General features: G+C 63.4%; 16 protein-coding genes. 6 read left to right on the forward strand and 10 right to left on the reverse strand.

Features of this window, described 5'->3' with window-relative positions; all coding sequences use genetic code 11:
• Positions 1–2: 2 nt before the first annotated feature.
• From moaD to uvrC, 3 genes are all read right to left on the reverse strand, one after another.
• Positions 3–254, reverse strand: a complete 252-nt coding sequence (gene moaD, locus V1293_RS30305; protein ID WP_334514702.1) for a molybdopterin converting factor subunit 1 — start codon at positions 252–254, stop codon at positions 3–5.
• Entirely contained in the window at positions 251–865 is a 615-nt protein-coding gene (gene pgsA / locus V1293_RS30310) for a CDP-diacylglycerol--glycerol-3-phosphate 3-phosphatidyltransferase (RefSeq protein ID WP_334514704.1), read from the reverse strand. Before pgsA ends, moaD begins: the two co-directional genes overlap by 4 nt.
• Before the next feature lie 100 nt (positions 866–965).
• On the reverse strand, positions 966–3,032 hold the full coding sequence (gene uvrC / locus V1293_RS30315) for an excinuclease ABC subunit UvrC (RefSeq protein WP_334514706.1): 2,067 nt from the start codon (positions 3,030–3,032) through the stop codon (positions 966–968).
• A 226-nt stretch (positions 3,033–3,258) separates the two neighbouring features.
• On the opposite strand from uvrC, the gene V1293_RS30320 reads away from it, so the two are divergent.
• Entirely contained in the window at positions 3,259–3,882 is a 624-nt protein-coding gene (locus V1293_RS30320) for an outer membrane protein (RefSeq protein WP_334514708.1), read from the forward strand.
• A gap of 177 nt (positions 3,883–4,059) precedes the next feature.
• On the opposite strand, the gene V1293_RS30325 is transcribed toward V1293_RS30320, so the two are convergent.
• Positions 4,060–4,275, reverse strand: a complete 216-nt coding sequence (locus V1293_RS30325) for a cold-shock protein (RefSeq protein WP_028350729.1) — start codon at positions 4,273–4,275, stop codon at positions 4,060–4,062.
• A 262-nt stretch (positions 4,276–4,537) separates the two neighbouring features.
• On the reverse strand, positions 4,538–5,398 hold the full coding sequence (locus V1293_RS30330) for a 23S rRNA (adenine(2030)-N(6))-methyltransferase RlmJ (RefSeq protein WP_334514710.1): 861 nt from the start codon (positions 5,396–5,398) through the stop codon (positions 4,538–4,540).
• Positions 5,399–5,557: 159 nt separating this feature from the next.
• Here V1293_RS30330 and V1293_RS30335 point away from each other — a divergent pair, with 159 nt between their 5' ends.
• Positions 5,558–6,724: a calcium-binding protein gene (locus V1293_RS30335; RefSeq protein WP_334514712.1), complete on the forward strand. Its 1,167-nt coding sequence runs from the start codon at positions 5,558–5,560 to the stop codon at positions 6,722–6,724.
• 146 nt (positions 6,725–6,870) lie between these two features.
• Here the strand turns inward: V1293_RS30335 and V1293_RS30340 are convergent, their stop codons facing one another.
• Both V1293_RS30340 and V1293_RS30345 read right to left on the reverse strand, forming a co-directional pair.
• A complete protein-coding gene (locus tag V1293_RS30340) occupies positions 6,871–7,551 on the reverse strand; it encodes a ribonuclease T2 (RefSeq protein WP_334514714.1) in 681 nt (226 codons plus the stop codon).
• Between the two features lie 119 nt (positions 7,552–7,670).
• The gene (locus V1293_RS30345; RefSeq protein WP_334514715.1) at positions 7,671–8,093 is read right to left on the reverse strand and encodes a hypothetical protein; all 423 of its coding nucleotides are present in this window, start codon (positions 8,091–8,093) and stop codon (positions 7,671–7,673) included.
• A 278-nt stretch (positions 8,094–8,371) separates the two neighbouring features.
• On the opposite strand from V1293_RS30345, the gene V1293_RS30350 reads away from it, so the two are divergent.
• Both V1293_RS30350 and V1293_RS30355 read left to right on the forward strand, forming a co-directional pair.
• Entirely contained in the window at positions 8,372–8,692 is a 321-nt protein-coding gene (locus V1293_RS30350) for a hypothetical protein (RefSeq protein ID WP_334514717.1), read from the forward strand.
• 109 nt (positions 8,693–8,801) lie between these two features.
• Complete coding sequence (locus tag V1293_RS30355; protein WP_334514718.1) at positions 8,802–9,335, forward strand: DUF3617 domain-containing protein; 534 nt, start codon at positions 8,802–8,804, stop codon at positions 9,333–9,335.
• Positions 9,336–9,366: 31 nt separating this feature from the next.
• On the opposite strand, the gene V1293_RS30360 is transcribed toward V1293_RS30355, so the two are convergent.
• From V1293_RS30360 to V1293_RS30370, 3 genes are read right to left on the reverse strand one after another with little or no spacing between them, the layout of a single operon-like run.
• Positions 9,367–10,755: an ATP-binding protein gene (locus V1293_RS30360; protein ID WP_334514719.1), complete on the reverse strand. Its 1,389-nt coding sequence runs from the start codon at positions 10,753–10,755 to the stop codon at positions 9,367–9,369.
• 8 nt (positions 10,756–10,763) lie between these two features.
• Entirely contained in the window at positions 10,764–11,498 is a 735-nt protein-coding gene (locus V1293_RS30365; protein WP_334514721.1) for a response regulator transcription factor, read from the reverse strand.
• Between the two features lie 2 nt (positions 11,499–11,500).
• A complete protein-coding gene (locus V1293_RS30370; protein WP_334514722.1) occupies positions 11,501–12,055 on the reverse strand; it encodes a MarR family winged helix-turn-helix transcriptional regulator in 555 nt (184 codons plus the stop codon).
• Positions 12,056–12,341: 286 nt separating this feature from the next.
• Here V1293_RS30370 and V1293_RS30375 point away from each other — a divergent pair, with 286 nt between their 5' ends.
• Together V1293_RS30375 and V1293_RS30380 are read left to right on the forward strand one after the other, a co-directional pair.
• Complete coding sequence (locus V1293_RS30375) at positions 12,342–13,418, forward strand: branched-chain amino acid aminotransferase (RefSeq protein WP_334514724.1); 1,077 nt, start codon at positions 12,342–12,344, stop codon at positions 13,416–13,418.
• Between the two features lie 129 nt (positions 13,419–13,547).
• Positions 13,548–14,438 carry a branched-chain amino acid aminotransferase gene (locus V1293_RS30380; RefSeq protein WP_442894303.1) on the forward strand — a complete coding sequence of 297 codons (891 nt, stop codon included), beginning with the start codon at positions 13,548–13,550 and terminating at the stop codon, positions 14,436–14,438.
• Positions 14,439–14,687 lie beyond the last annotated feature (249 nt).

A 14,687-nucleotide genomic window follows, 5' to 3' on the forward strand; every position in this document is an offset into this window, starting at 1 on the left:
GTTCAACCGCCGGTCATCGGCGGGAAGAATGCAATCTCGCGGGCGCCAGCGATCGCAGCGTCCGGCTTGACATGGGCGTGGTCGATCGCGGCGCGGATCACCTTCGGCTTTTCGAAGGCGTAGGCGTAAGCCTCGCCGCGGCCGGACAGCCAGCCGATCAAATCGTCCACCGTGCGCACATCGGCCGGCGGCTCGACGGTTTCCTCCGCGACGCCGACCCGCTCGCGTACCCAGGCGAAATATTTCACCTTCATCCCTCATCCTCCTTGATGAGGTGATGGATGCCGGCGCGGAAATAATCCCAGCCGGTGTAGATGGTGAAGATGGCCGACATCCACAGTAGCGCGATTCCGATCAGGGTCGTCGCGGCCAAAAGCTGCTCGCCGGCTTCGCCAGCGATCAGGAAGCCGATCGCGACCAGCTGGATCGTGGTCTTCCATTTTGCGAGCTTGGTCACGGGCACGCTGACCCGCAGTGCCGCCAGATATTCCCTCAAGCCTGAGACCAGGATTTCGCGGCACAGGATCACGATGGCAGCCCACAGCGTCCAGCCATGGATGCTGCTGTCGGCTGCCAGCATCAAGAGGCAGGACGCCACCAGCAGCTTGTCGGCGATCGGGTCGAGCATGCGGCCAAAAGCGGATTGCTGGTCCCAGATTCGCGCATAGTAGCCATCGAGGTAGTCGGTCACCGCGGCGGCAATAAACACAGCCAGGGCCACCCAGCGCAGCCACAGCGGGCCGTCCAGGATGGACTGGGCGAAAACGCAGCCGACCACCACCGGAATGGCGGCAATACGGGCGTAAGTCAGGATATTCGGTATGGACAGGGTTTTGCCCTGTCCCCTGGTTGTTGCGATGTTCATCCGTCTTACCAATACCGCTGGAGCGTGAAGGTCAACCGTGCGGACCTGGATCATCTGTCGCAGGCGACGCCCAAATGACAAGCCTTCGACTCGAAATCCCTTAACCCGGCTGTGCATGGAAAAACTCGAAAATCTTGCGGGCGCTTTCGGCGCTGACGCCCGGAACCTTGCCGAGGTCCGTGATCGATGCCCGCTCGATCTCCTTCAGCGTTCCGAAGTGATGCAGCAAGGCACGTTTGCGTGACGGGCCGATGCCCGGGATTTCCTGCAGGCCGGCTTCCCGGATGTCTTTCTTCCGCAGCTTGCGGTGCGAGCCGATCACAAAGCGATGCGCCTCGTCGCGCAGCCGCTGGATGAAATACAGCACGGGATCGCGCGGTTCGAGCTTGATGGCTTCGCGGCCCGGCATGAACAGGGTTTCGCGCCCGGCATCGCGGTCCGGGCCTTTTGCAACGGCCATCAGCGAGACCTGGGTAAGTCCGAGACCCTCGAAAATCTCCCTGACGGCGTTGAGCTGGCCGCGGCCGCCGTCGATGATGACGAGGTCGGGCCATTGCGGAAACGAATCATCGTCGGCCTTGGCCTTGACGGCATCGCCCTCCGGCGGTTTCAGCAGCCGCTTGAAGCGCCGTTCCAGCACCTCACGCATCATCGCGTAGTCGTCGCCAGGCGTCAGTCCCTCGGACTTGATGTTGAACTTGCGGTACTGGTTTTTGATAAAGCCATCCGGGCCCGCCACGATCATCGCGCCGACGGCATTGGTACCCTGGATATGGCTGTTGTCGTAGACCTCGATGCGCTTCGGCACCTGCGGCAGTGCGAGCGTGGTGGCCATCCCCTCCAGCAGCCGGCTCTGCGTCGCCGTATCGGCGAGCTTGCGGCCAAGCGCCTCGCGCGCGTTGGTCAGCGCATGCGTGACCAATTCCTTTTTCTCGCCGCGCTTCGGCATCGAGACTTCGACCTTGTATCCGGCCTTCACGCAAAGGGCGTCGGCAAGTAATGCTGACTCCTCGATCTCATGCGACAGCAGGATGAGTTTTGGCGGCGGCTTGTCGTCGTAGAATTGCGCGAGGAACGAGGCCAGCACTTCCTCCGGCGTGAACGACTTCTCCGCGCGCGGAAAATAGGCGCGGTTGCCCCAGTTCTGGCCGGTGCGGAAGAAGAACACTTCCACGCAGGAATAGCCGCCTTCCTGATGGATGGCGAACACGTCGGCTTCTTCCACCGTGCGCGGATTGATGCCCTGCTGCGACTGGATCGCCGACAGCGCGGCGAGGCGATCGCGATACAGCGCCGCGGTCTCGAACTCGAGCTCGTTGGATGCCTTCTCCATCTCGCCGGCGAGCAGCTCCTTCACCGCATGGCTGCGGCCGGACAGGAAATCGGTCGCCTCGCGCACCAGCTCGCTATAGCCGGGGAAGTCGATCTCGCGGGTGCAGGGGCCCGAGCAGCGGCGGATCTGATAGAGCAGGCACGGCCGGGTGCGGCTTTCGAAAAAGCCATCGGTGCAGGAGCGGATCAGGAAGGCGCGCTGCAGCGCCGTGATGGTGCGGTTGACGGCGCCGGCGGATGCGAACGGCCCGAAATATCGCCCGGGCCTGGTTTGGGCGCCGCGATGTTTGAGTATCTGCGGCGCCCAGTGGTCGCCTGATATCAGGATGTAGGGAAACGACTTGTCGTCGCGCAGTTGCACGTTGAAGCGCGGCCGCAGCTGCTTGATCAAATTGGCTTCCAGCAGCAGCGCTTCGGTCTCGGTCGTGGTGGAAACGATCTCGACCGTTACGGTCGCGGCGATCATGCGCAGGATGCGCGCCGGCAGCGGGGCATTGACGCGGGCGTAGGACGACAGCCGCTTGCGGACGTTCTTCGCCTTGCCGACGTACAGCACGTCGCTTCCGGCATTGAGCATGCGGTAGACCCCGGGTGAGGTCGGCGCCAGCCGCACCGCGTTTTCGATGGCCGCGTGGCCGACCGCCAGCGGGCCCTCGGCAATCGCCTCGGCCGATTCCTCGGGGGCCTCCGGCAGGCGCGCCTCGTCGTCCTCCTCGGCGGCGGATGTCGCGGGATCGACGTCAGCGGCGATCAGGTCCTGCGGCGGCAGATCCGGCTGGGAACCCCGGCGCTCTTTCCGCGGGGGCTCCGGATGGTCGGTAGAATCGTGATCCATGGGGGTAAATTAGGCGCTGCAAGGCAGCATCGCCAGCGCCGCGGCGCATCTTGCCGGGAAGGAGCGCCGGTAACGCATTATTAAGAATGATGAGCGGGCGGTAAACCCGGCTTAACAACCCTTTAACTTAAAGCTCTCGATAAATCTTACTGGAAAAAAGTGGAGTTCCGTAACCAGGCCGGTCTCTCGCCGGGCGTGGTCGCGGCAGTTGCGTGGAGTGGCGTGAATGAGCAGGTTTGCGTGGGGCGCGCTGGCGCTGATCGCTGCGGGCTGGACCATGTCGGCACGGGCGGCCGACCTCTACGGATCGGGCGCGCCCTTGACAGCCACCCAGACGCTGTACCGTCCCGATAGCTGGGCCGGTCCCTATCTCGGCGCCAACATCGGCTATGCCTGGGGTTCGGTCGCAAACAACCCGGCCAAGCCGTCCGGTTTCGTCGGCGGCGTCCAGGCCGGCTATAATTGGCAGAACGGGCAGTGGGTGTTCGGTCTCGAAGCCGACATCCAGGCGACCGGCGCAGAAGAAACATTTGCCCCGTGGAAATTTTCCAATCCCTGGTTCGGCACGGTTCGCGGCCGCGCCGGTTACACGCTCAACAACGTGCTGCTCTTCGGCACGGGCGGTATCGCCTTCGGCGAACTGCGCGCCACCACCTTCGGCCTGTCGGAATCCCATACCAATGCGGGCTGGACGCTCGGCGCCGGCGCCGAGATGGGCTTCGCCCCGAGCTGGAGCGCCAAGGTCGAATATCTCTATGTCGATCTCGCCAACAGCAACTTCGTCATTACAGGCGCGTCGAACGGTTACCGGTTCGGCTTGATCCGGGCCGGCTTGAACTATCGCTTCTGAGAACAAAGAAACCGTCTGATATCACCTCCCGGCGGCAGCAAGTCGCCGGGATTTTTTTGTCTTCAGGCCGGGGTTACGCGCGCGGACGCCACGCGCCTCAACGCTCTCGGCAGCGATGCCGCGCCCAGCGCATCTTCACAGCCAAAAATTCAGTCCGCGTCCAACGCGAGCATCAGTTCACGACGAAATTACCAGGTTGACCGCCTTGGGGCCTTTGCCCTTCTTGTCCGGTTCGACCTCGAACGTAATGCGCTGTCCTTCCGTCAAATCCTTCAATCCGGCCCGTTCGACGGCGGTAATGTGCACGAACACATCGCGTCCGCCATCATCGGGCTTGATGAAGCCGTAGCCGCGTTCTCCATTGAAGAACTTGACTGTTCCAGTCATGGCCATCGGGAAACTCCTCCCCCGTATTGCTCTGCCGCTACGCACACCTCGCGTATCGGCCGACCGGACATTCGCTGCCGGAAGCTTGGCCACCTGAGCCGATCGGGTTAATGCTGCCGACCGACCTGGATTTTATTCGGCCTTGATCACTCCGCCGCAACCATTCGCGGAAGCGGAACGTAAAGCCAGTCCCAAAACCGCCTGAGCATAATACGGTTTCGCGTAAATTGCCTACGGCTCAATCGCACTTTTCAGAGGTAGTACCCCTTCAGGGTTTGGGCGTCTCGAGCCTGAAACGGCCGGCTCCGCCCTGGCCGAGCGGTTTTTCGAGTTCGGGCAGAATTGTCTTCAGTTCGCCCGCCAGCGTCCACGGCGGATTGACGATCAGGAGCCCGGTGGAGGCGAGGGGACCGCCCGACGCCTGGGGCGCAACGGAAAACTCGAGCCGCAGGCATTTTCCGGCCGGCTTGCTGGTGGCGGCAGCGGCCGCGACAAGCCGCGCCAGGGTGTCGGTGGTCCGCCGGCTCTTCACCGGATACCAGATCAGGTAGCTGCCGGTCGGCCATTTCGCATAGGCTTCGGCGAATCCGTCGGCCAGCCGCTCGAATTCGTCCTTTTGCTCGAACGAGGGGTCGATCAGCACCAGGCCGCGCCGCTCGTTGGGCGGCACGAAGGCCGGCAACGCCATCCAGCCGTCGAGATCGACCACCCGGGCCTGGCTGTCGCGGCGCAGCGCATCGATCAATTGCCTGCGGGAGCCGGGCTCGATTTCGCAGGCCGTGAGACGGTCCTGCGGCCGCAGCAGCGCGCGGGCGATCAGCGGCGATCCGGGATAGGCCTCAAGCCTGCCCGGCGCGTTGAATGCCCTGACGATATCGAGATATGGGGCAACCAGCGGCAGCGTGTTTTCCGAAAACCGCGCCTGCAGCACCCGCGCAATGCCGGTCAGCCATTCGCCGCCGCGGCGCGCTTCTTCGCCTGTGAGATCGTAGCGCCCGGCGCCGGCATGGGTGTCGATGACGCGAAACGGAGCCTGCTTTTCCTGCAGATAGGTCAACATGCGGACCAGCACGATGTGCTTGATGACATCGGCAAAGCCGCCGGCGTGAAAGGCGTGTCGGTAGTTCATGGGAGAGGGGTTACGACATCGGAGCGCGGAAAGTAACCCATATCGTCGAAGACGCGAGCGGCGGATGACATATCGAGTTGACGAGGCAGCCCATCCGCTAACGTTCTATTTAAGGGTGTATGGGTATTCCAGTGCTCCTGGGAAAGAAGGAAGTGCCTCATGAGTGTGATTGCCGCCGCCTACTCGTACACCTCTTTGTCGATTTCGCAGACCGGCACCGGGGCAGCGGATGCAGGCACCAAGGGCAGCACGGCAAGCGTATACAGCCGGACATCGTCATCGGCGCCGGATGCCTCGGTCACCACGGTCAGCATCTCGTACCACGCCAAGATGTTGCTGGCGCGGGCGTCGGCAGAACAATCCGTCGTCGATCAGCTGCAGGCACAGCTCGATGCCTTTGGCACCGGCGGGTCGGCGGCGCTTCGCGGCGACGATGCCAGCGACGGGTTGTCGGGCGGCATGGATCTGTTCGAGATTATCACCGGAGCCAGTGACGACAGCATCCACGTTGATGCCAGCAATGCCACGATCGATGCCGGCGCGGGCGACGATGTGGTCATTGCCAATGGCCAGGCCAACGTCGTCGCCGGCGAGGGCGACGATATCGTCTTTACCTATGGTCATTCGACCGTGGATGGCGGCGCCGGGAATGATCATATCCGCACGTACGATCATTCAACGGCCACCGGCGGTGAGGGCGACGATATCGTCAGCACCTACGCGTATTCGAACGTTTCGGGTGGTAACGGAAACGACATACTCACGACCTACGACAATTCCACCCTTGATGGCGGCGCCGGCGACGACAGCCTCCACGCCTACGACCACGCCAACCTGAGCGGCGGCGCGGGCAGCGATATCATCGACGCCTATGACCATGCGGTTGTCGACGCCGGTACCGGTAACGACAGTGTCCACACATACTCACATGCAACTGTCTCAGCCGGCGACGGCGACGACCACGTGCGGACCAATGATTATTCCGTCGTCGATGGTGGCGCTGGCGACGATGTGATCCAGGTCGGTGGATCTTCGACCGTGACGGGCGGCGCCGGTGACGATCACATCTGGGTAACGGGTGATAATTCCACGATCAATTTTGCCAAGGGGGACGGCAACGATGTCGTTCGTATCGACAACGGCAGCGGCAGCGTTGATTTCTCGATCAGTGGTTATTCGCTGAATGATGTTATCGTCACCCAGCAGTACGGCAGGACCACTGTAAACTTCAAGGGCTCGAACGATTCCCTTGTTTTCGATCACGGCCGCAATGGATCGGCACGACTGAGCTTCGCCGATCATAGCAGCGGGGATATTCACGCCTGACGCCGCTTTGGCGTGGAGGGTCCCGGCCATCCACGTGCCTTGCAGACGACAATAAAGCCGTGGATGACCGGGAACGCAGACAACTCTGGGCAGTCTGCGCAGGGACGGGCCGCCATGCCTGGGGCATGCATGGCGGAAGAGGATCTTCAGCCGCCCCGCACCGGCGGCATCACCACTTCGTCGCGGCGGCAGGCGCGGCGGTCGGTTTCCTCGCAGGCGCGGAATTGCATGTCCTTGCTCAGGCAGACCCGCACCTCGCTCAGGCGTCGGCCGGAGCAGGTCACCGAAATCGCCGCACTGCTCAGGCCCGGGTTGACCTTGATGAAGGCCGCCTCGAGATCGCCGGGGGCGATGGTCTTCTGCTCCGACAATTGCAGGAATTCCTCGGGGATCTTCACCGCCGCGCGCGCCTTGCGGATGCTCTCGAAATAGGCCCGTGGGCCAAGGCCCGAACAGGTGCCGTGCTTGTCCCACTCGTTGAAGATCAGGCCGGGCGCCGGCATCAGGTCCAGCATCGAGGTCATGATGTTGCGATCGAGCCGCGGCGAGGGCCGCTGGCAATATTCGGGAAAGCCGCGCTCATATTGCGGCCACAGGCCGTGGACCACGAAGGAATAAGGCCGTTCGCACTGGGCCTGCGCGCGCCCGCTATTGCCGCGCTCGGCCGCCGCCTCGCAGAACGAGGGCGACCAGGAAAGAGCCAGGACGTAAAAATCGAACTCGCCCGGGGCGTTCTGCCGGCGGTCCTGCGCGGACGCCACTCCGGCGGAGACGACAACAAGCGCCAGCGAAATCAGAAGCCGCGAAATAACGACGGATCGGTGCATCGAACGCCCCCTCTACTCGATTACCGGGAGCCTAGCAGGGAGCCAGAACATTTCAAGAACAAAATTAGATAATCGCAGGCGCCAGCCGCGGGGCTGTCCAATCGGCGCTGATCAGGGAATCAGGGCCGGGCAGCCCGGCAGCCCGGGCTATACGCCCAGTTGCGGTCAAGCCCGGTCACGCACCATTCGACGCCCTGTCCAAAGCCGGCAAAACCGCCATCCTCGATGATCGAGTAGTGCACGGTGCGCATCTTGCCGTCGCTTAGCATCACGTCACCGCTGCAATAACGGCGCGGAATGTTGTCGGACTGCCAGGGCCGAAACGCGGTTTCGTGGATCCGGCCGTAAGCGGTGATGGTCAGCGCCGAATTCCAGAACTTGCCTTCCTTCTCCCGGAACTGCGACGTGATCGTCGTCAGCGCCCGCTCGCATTCGGCGACGCGACCGTCATACTTCGGGCCGAACAGCCCGAAATTCAGCTCCAAGGGGTTGGCGGCCTGGGCGGCATGGCCGAAGGCCAGCAGGGCGAGCGCCGCCGTCATGGGGCCAAGTGCTCTGGGGCCAAGTGCTCTGGGGCCAAGTGCTCTGGGGCCAAGCGCTCTGAGGCCAAGAGTTCTGGGGCCAAGTGCTCTCAAGGATTTGAACAGGTTGCGCATGGGGAATCCGCCGGTAAACCAAGCATGAACGGTGCCGCGAAGCCCTGACGAGGTCAAGTGCAGCGCGGCAACACCTGACGGCCAAGTCCGCCTCGTGCTGCAACCATTCTTTTCACGGCCATCGGCGCACACTATGGTGGGCTCCGAGCGAAATGGAGTCTGCGATGCGAAGAATTGTGGCCGCGTGCCTGATTGCCATGTGCCTGATAGTCATGGGCGGGATGCTGGCGGGGGCGCCGGCGCAGGCGCAGTGGTTGGACATCGACACGGTGCCGGCATTCAAGGGCAATGACACCGGCGGCATCATCGCCTATCCGCTCGCGATGCAGGCCGATGCCCGCCAGCTCGCCGTCGACCACTGCGCCCGCTACGGCAAGGTGGTGAAATTCCTCGGCGTGCAGCCCAATTACGGCGGCTACGTTTCCTTTGCCTGCCGCTGGGTGCCCTATGGCGCCGCCGAGCGGCCGCTGCGCACGCTTTACTGAGCGCGTCCGCTTCCTGATTTTCCGGCTGGACATGTTTTTGCCACGCGAGGCGTGTGTTCACTTCGCGCGCGCACGATATCGTGTGCAAGAATTCAGCGGGAGCCTACGCATGCGACGACTGCTTCTAGTGTCTTGTTCGGCCGTTGGTCTGCTTGCCCTGTTGCCGGTCAGCGGCGCCATCGCCGTGGAGTTGCCGGTGCGCAAGGCCGGACTGTGGGAGATGAAGGTGCTGGGCGGCGGGACAGTGCCCGAGATGACCATGCAGCAATGCACGGACGAGACCACGGACAAGGACATGAGCACCGCCATGTCGCCGGTGGCCAAGGAGATCTGCGCGAAGCAGGACATCCAGAAGACGGCGACCGGCTATGTCACCGATTCCGTCTGCGGCGTCGCCGGCATGACGATCACGTCAAAGGCCGAGATCAACGGCGATTTCAATTCCGCCTACACCGTGAAATCGACTTCGCACACCGAGGGTGGCATGGGCGGCGCTCCGCGCGACAGCACCTCGACGATCGAGGCCAAGTGGATTGGCGCCTGCAAAAGCGATCAGAAGCCCGGCGACATCATGATGCCTGGCGGCATGAAGATGAACATCAAGGACATGCAAAAGCTGAAGGCGCTGATCCCGAAGAAGTAGGGGAAGTAACGAGGCTGCAGAATCTCTCGCTCTATACCGGCACCCTTACCACCGCCCTCAATCCGCCCATCGGGCTGTCGCCAAGCGTGATGTCGCCGCCATGCGAGCGGGCGATGTCGCGGGCGATGGCCAGCCCCAGGCCCGTGCCGCCCTCGTCCTGGTTGCGGGCATCATCGAGCCGCAGGAATGGCTTGAACACTTCCTCGCGCATATTGGCGGGAATGCCCGGGCCGTCGTCGTCGACCGTCACCGTCAGATAGCGGTGATCGCGGTGGCCGGTGATCGAAACCGTGCTGGCGTGGCGCGCGGCGTTGGAGACGAGGTTGGCGACGCAGCGCTTGAACGATGCCGGCTTCACCGTCACGACCGGCAGGCCGTGGAACGTCACCGTCGCGGTATGGCCGTGGCGCTCGGCGTCGCTGCGCAGGTCTTCCAGCGCCATCGCCATATCGGTCGGCTGCGCGATCTCGCCGCTATCGCCGCGCGCAAAGGAGAGATAGGCCTCCAGCATGCCGGCCATTTCGTCGACGTCCTTGCGCATGCCGTCGACCTCGGGACTGTCGCCGATCAGCGCAAGCTCGAGCTTGAAGCGGGTCAGGATGGTGCGCAGGTCGTGGCTGACGCCGGCCAGCATCGCGGTGCGCTGCTCGATCGAGCGCTCGACGCGCGCCTTCATTTCCAAAAATGCCTGCGCCGCGCGCCGCACCTCACGCGCGCCGCGCGGGCGGAAATTCGGCTCCTCGCGGCCCTTGCCGAAACTTTCGGCGGCGTCCGCCAGCCGCAGGATTGGCCTGATCTGGTTGCGCAGGAACAATACCGCGACGATCAGCAGGATCGAGGACGTGCCGAGCATCCAGAAGATGAAGATCTCCGAATTGGAGGCGTAGGCCCTGCTGCGCTGCGCGAACACCCGCATCACGGAATCGTCGAGCTGGATGCGGATCTCGACCAGATTGGAATTGCCGACGGTGTCGACCCAGAACGGACGGCTGATCTGGCGGCTGATCTGCCCCGAGAGGGACTGGTCGAGCAGCGAGAAGAACGGCTTTGGCCCCGGTGAAGGCATGTCGCCCCGGGGAAGGAAATCGACCACCAGTCCCAGCCGTTCCTGCGCGATGCGCTTGAGCTGCGCGCGGTCTTTGTCCTGTGGGTAAGTCTTGTAGATGTCGATCAGGCCCGCGATATCCTGCACCACGGCGGCCGACAAATGCCTCGTTACCGTGTTCCAGTGCCGCTCCATGAACACGAACGCCACCACCGTCTGCAGCATCACCATCGGTACGATCATGATCAGCAGCGCGCGGGCGTAGAGCCCGGTCGGCATCCAGCTCTTGAACGCGTTGCCCATCCAGCCATTGGCCCGGGAGACGCGTTGCGATGCATTGCGGATGAATGTCAGGCCGGTGTCGAGCGTACTCATGGGTTGGCTCAGGGCGACGCGACCAGGCGATAGCCGATGCCGCGCACCGCCTGCAGGAACAGCGGATTGGCGGGATCGCGCTCGATCTTGCGCCGCAGGCGGTTGATCTGCACGTCGACCGCGCGCTCGTTCACCGTGCCGCCGCCGGTCAGCGCCGCGCGCGGCACGGTTTCGCCGGGAGCGACCGCCAGAATGCGCAGCATTTCGCGCTCGCGGTCGGTCAGGTGAATGATCTCCTCGCCCTGGCGCAGTTCGCCGCGTTCGAGATGAAACACGTAAGGGCCGAACGCGATCTGCTCCAGCGCCTCCACCGGCGGCGGCGCGCTGCGCTTGAGGATATTGCCGATCCGCAAGACCAGTTCGCGCGGCTCGAATGGTTTTGCGACATAGTCGTCGGCGCCGATCTGCAGGCCCTCGATCCGCGCCTCCGCCTCATGGCGCGCCGTCAGCATGATGATCGGCACCGAGGAGGAGGCGCGAATGAAGCGGGCCAGATCGAAGCCGGTTTCGCCGGGCATCATGATGTCGAGGATCAGGAGATCGAAATGCAGGCCGAGCAGTTTTGCGCGCGCGTCGCCCGCGCTCGACGCGGTGGTGACGCGATAACCTTCGCCGGACAGAAACCGCGACAACAGGTCGCGGATACGGCGGTCGTCGTCGACCAGCAGCAGATGCGGGGCGTCGTCGGCCAGTTGCTGCGTTGCGCGCGCGGTGGCTGTCGCGATGCTTGCTCCTTGCGCCACGGTCACTCCCTTGGCTTCTTGCTGCCGGTCCCGAAGATCGCCTCTAACACCTTGTCGGGGTCGTCGCGATCGATCATCGCGCGCAGGAACTGGCTGATAACAGCGACGCCTTCGGGATTGATGTCCCGGAGCGCGCTTGTGATGCGATCGGTCTGCAGCCCTGCGAGCTTTCCCACCAAGGCTTCGCCCTTGGGGGTGGCGTAAAGAAGGCGCTGCCGGCGGTCGTTATTGCCAGTCTTCTGGATGATGTAGCCCTCGTCGAGCAACTGCTTGAGCACCCGGCCAAGCGACTGCTTGGTGATCCGCAACACGTCCAGCAGGTCGGCGACCTTGAGGCCGGGATAGCGGTAGACGAAATGCATCACCCGGTGATGGGCGCGGCCGAACCCGAAAGCCTCGAGCTCATGGTCGGCATCGCCCACGAAGTCGCGGTAGGCGAAGAACAACAATTCGATGATGTCCCAGCGCAACTCGCCCGCCCGCGGGGCAGGCGAAGTGCCGGCGGCGCCTTGCGAATCGGGGTTGGCCGGGCCCTTTGAGAAATTTATGTCAGTCATGTTGACATATCTTGGGTTCAATGTTACAAAACTGCCAGCCACGACGAAACTTTAAGTCGTTTCGAACTTGGTGACGTGTCAGGCAGCCGGAAAAGCCAGCGATGGCGGCAACGGCCGCAAATGAACTACCGTGCGATTGTCGAGCGGCATTTCGGCAAACATACTGGACTTCGGCATTCCGCAAAAGCATGTCCTCAGTCCAGACCTATTAAGCCAGCAGGCCCGGAGAGGCCGGCCGGCGCCAGAAATTGCGCCGATTCCGACAGCAAGGGCGGGAAGCAAGGGAATGAGCTTGAAATTCGAAATCCAGCCGGCAGCGAATCCGACTCCTGAGAAGGAGCGCACGGCAAAGCTCGTGGACCCCGGCTTCGGCCGGATTTTCACCGATCACATGGCGATCGTCCGCTACAACCAGGCCAAGGGCTGGCATGACGCGCGCGTCGAAGCCCGCGCGAATTTCTCGCTCGATCCGGCCGCGGCCGTCCTGCACTACGCGCAGGAGATTTTCGAAGGCCTCAAGGCTTACAAGCGCGACAATGGCGTGAACCTGTTCCGCCCCGACGCCAACGCAACGCGCTTCAGGAATTCGGCGGAGCGCATGGCGATGGCGCCGCTGCCCGAGGCTGTGTTCATCGAGGCGGTCGAGCAGCTCGTGCGCATCGACAGCGCCTGGATCCCGGGCGGCGAGGGCAGTCTCTATTTGCGGCCCTTCATGATCGCGAGCGAGGTCTTCCTCGGGGTGAAGCCGTCAGCGGAGTACATCTTCGCCGTCATCGCCTCGCCGGTCGGCTCCTATTTCAAGGGCGGGCCTGCGCCAGTGTCGATCTGGGTGTCGGAGAACTACACGCGCGCCGCGGTCGGCGGCACCGGCGCCGTCAAGTGCGGCGGCAATTATGCCGCGAGCCTGCGCGCGCAGGCCGAGGCCATCGAGCGCGGCTGCGATCAGGTGGTTTTCCTCGATGCGGTCGAGCGCCGCTACATCGAGGAGCTCGGCGGCATGAACGTCTTCTTCGTGTTCGACGACGGTTCGCTCTCGACGCCGCCGCTCGGCACCATCCTGCCGGGCATCACCCGCGATTCGATCATTGCGCTGGCCAGGGATTCCGGCACGCGCGTGCGCGAGGAGGCCTACACCATCGACCAGTGGCGCACGGACGCCGCCAGCGGAAAGCTGAAAGAGGCCTTTGCCTGCGGCACGGCCGCCGTCATCTCGCCGATCGGCAAGGTGCGTTCGGCGAGTGGCGAGTTTCTGATCTCTGGTGGCGTAGCCGGCCCGGTTGCCATGGGGCTGCGCAAGAAGCTGGTCGACATCCAGTACGGTCGCGCTGAAGACCCGCACGACTGGATCAGAAAGGTCCTGTGACCGGCGGCGGAGTTATCCCGCCGCTTCCGTAGACAGATCACTTGAGCGCCGGGGGTGCGCGCGTCTCGTTGAGCCGCGCGAGGGCTGATGTGCGGCCAATTGAAGCAGTGTCAATCCGGGAGAGAAATCATGGGAGTTTCGTTCGACAAGATCGATGGCGTCATCTGGTACGACGGGAAGCTGGTGCCGTGGGCCGACGCCAACGTGCACATTCTCACTCACGGCCTGCATTACGCGAGCTGCGTGTTCGAGGGTGAGCGCGCCTATGGCGGCAGGGCCTTCAAGAGCACCGAGCATTCCGAGCGGCTGAAGAACTCGGCCAACATCCTCGACTTCGAGATTCCCTGGTCGGTCGCCGAGATCGACGCCGCAAAACAGCTCGTGATCGACAGTAACAGCCTGCCCGACGCCTATCTCCGCCCGATCGCCTGGCGCGGCTCGGAGATGATGGGGGTCTCGGCGCCGGCCAACACCATCCATCTCGCCATCGCCGCCTGGGACTGGCCGAGCTATTTCAATCCGGCCGAAAAGCTGATGGGCATCCGGATCGGCATGGCCGAATACCGCCGGCCCGACCCGGCGACGATTCCGGCGATGGCCGAGGCGTCCGGTCTTTACATGATTTGCACCATCTCCAAGCATAAGGCGGAGCGCCAAGGCTATGCCGATGCGATGATGCTGGATTGGCAGGGGCGGGTGGCCGAATGCACCGGCGCCAACATCTTCTTCATCAAGGACGGCAAGATCCACACGCCGATCGCCGACTGCTTCCTCGCCGGCATCACCCGCGCCACCGCGATCGACCTCGCGAAGCGCCGCGGCATCGAGGTGATCGAACGCCGCATCATGCCGGAGGAACTTTCTGATTTCACCGAGTGCTTCATCACCGGCACCGCGGCGGAGGTGACGCCGGTGTCCGAGATTGCGAACTGGAAGTTCACGCCCGGCAAGATCTCCGCGCAGTTGATGGCCGACTACACCGCCGAAGTGCGGCCCAAGGGTAAGGCCGTGGCTGCCTAAGGCCCGGCTTCTTCCCTGGATGGATCTCTCTTCCCTCTCCGGTTGTGGGATCGAGACGAGCGAAGCTCGCTCTTGGGGTGGCGCCTCACGAAGGTTGTTGAACGTGATAGAGGAACTCGGCTGGTCGGAGCCGCGTTGGTGATGCCGAACGAAGCATTCCCAGCCGGCAGCAGCATCCGCGACGCCGCGCTGCACAACCTGATCGGAGCGAGCTGGTTTTCAGGCGAAAGGCGAAGCCATCATGGCCAC

It is taken from the genome of Bradyrhizobium sp. AZCC 1693, assembly GCF_036924745.1.
Taxonomy (GTDB): Bacteria; Pseudomonadota; Alphaproteobacteria; order Rhizobiales; family Xanthobacteraceae; genus Bradyrhizobium.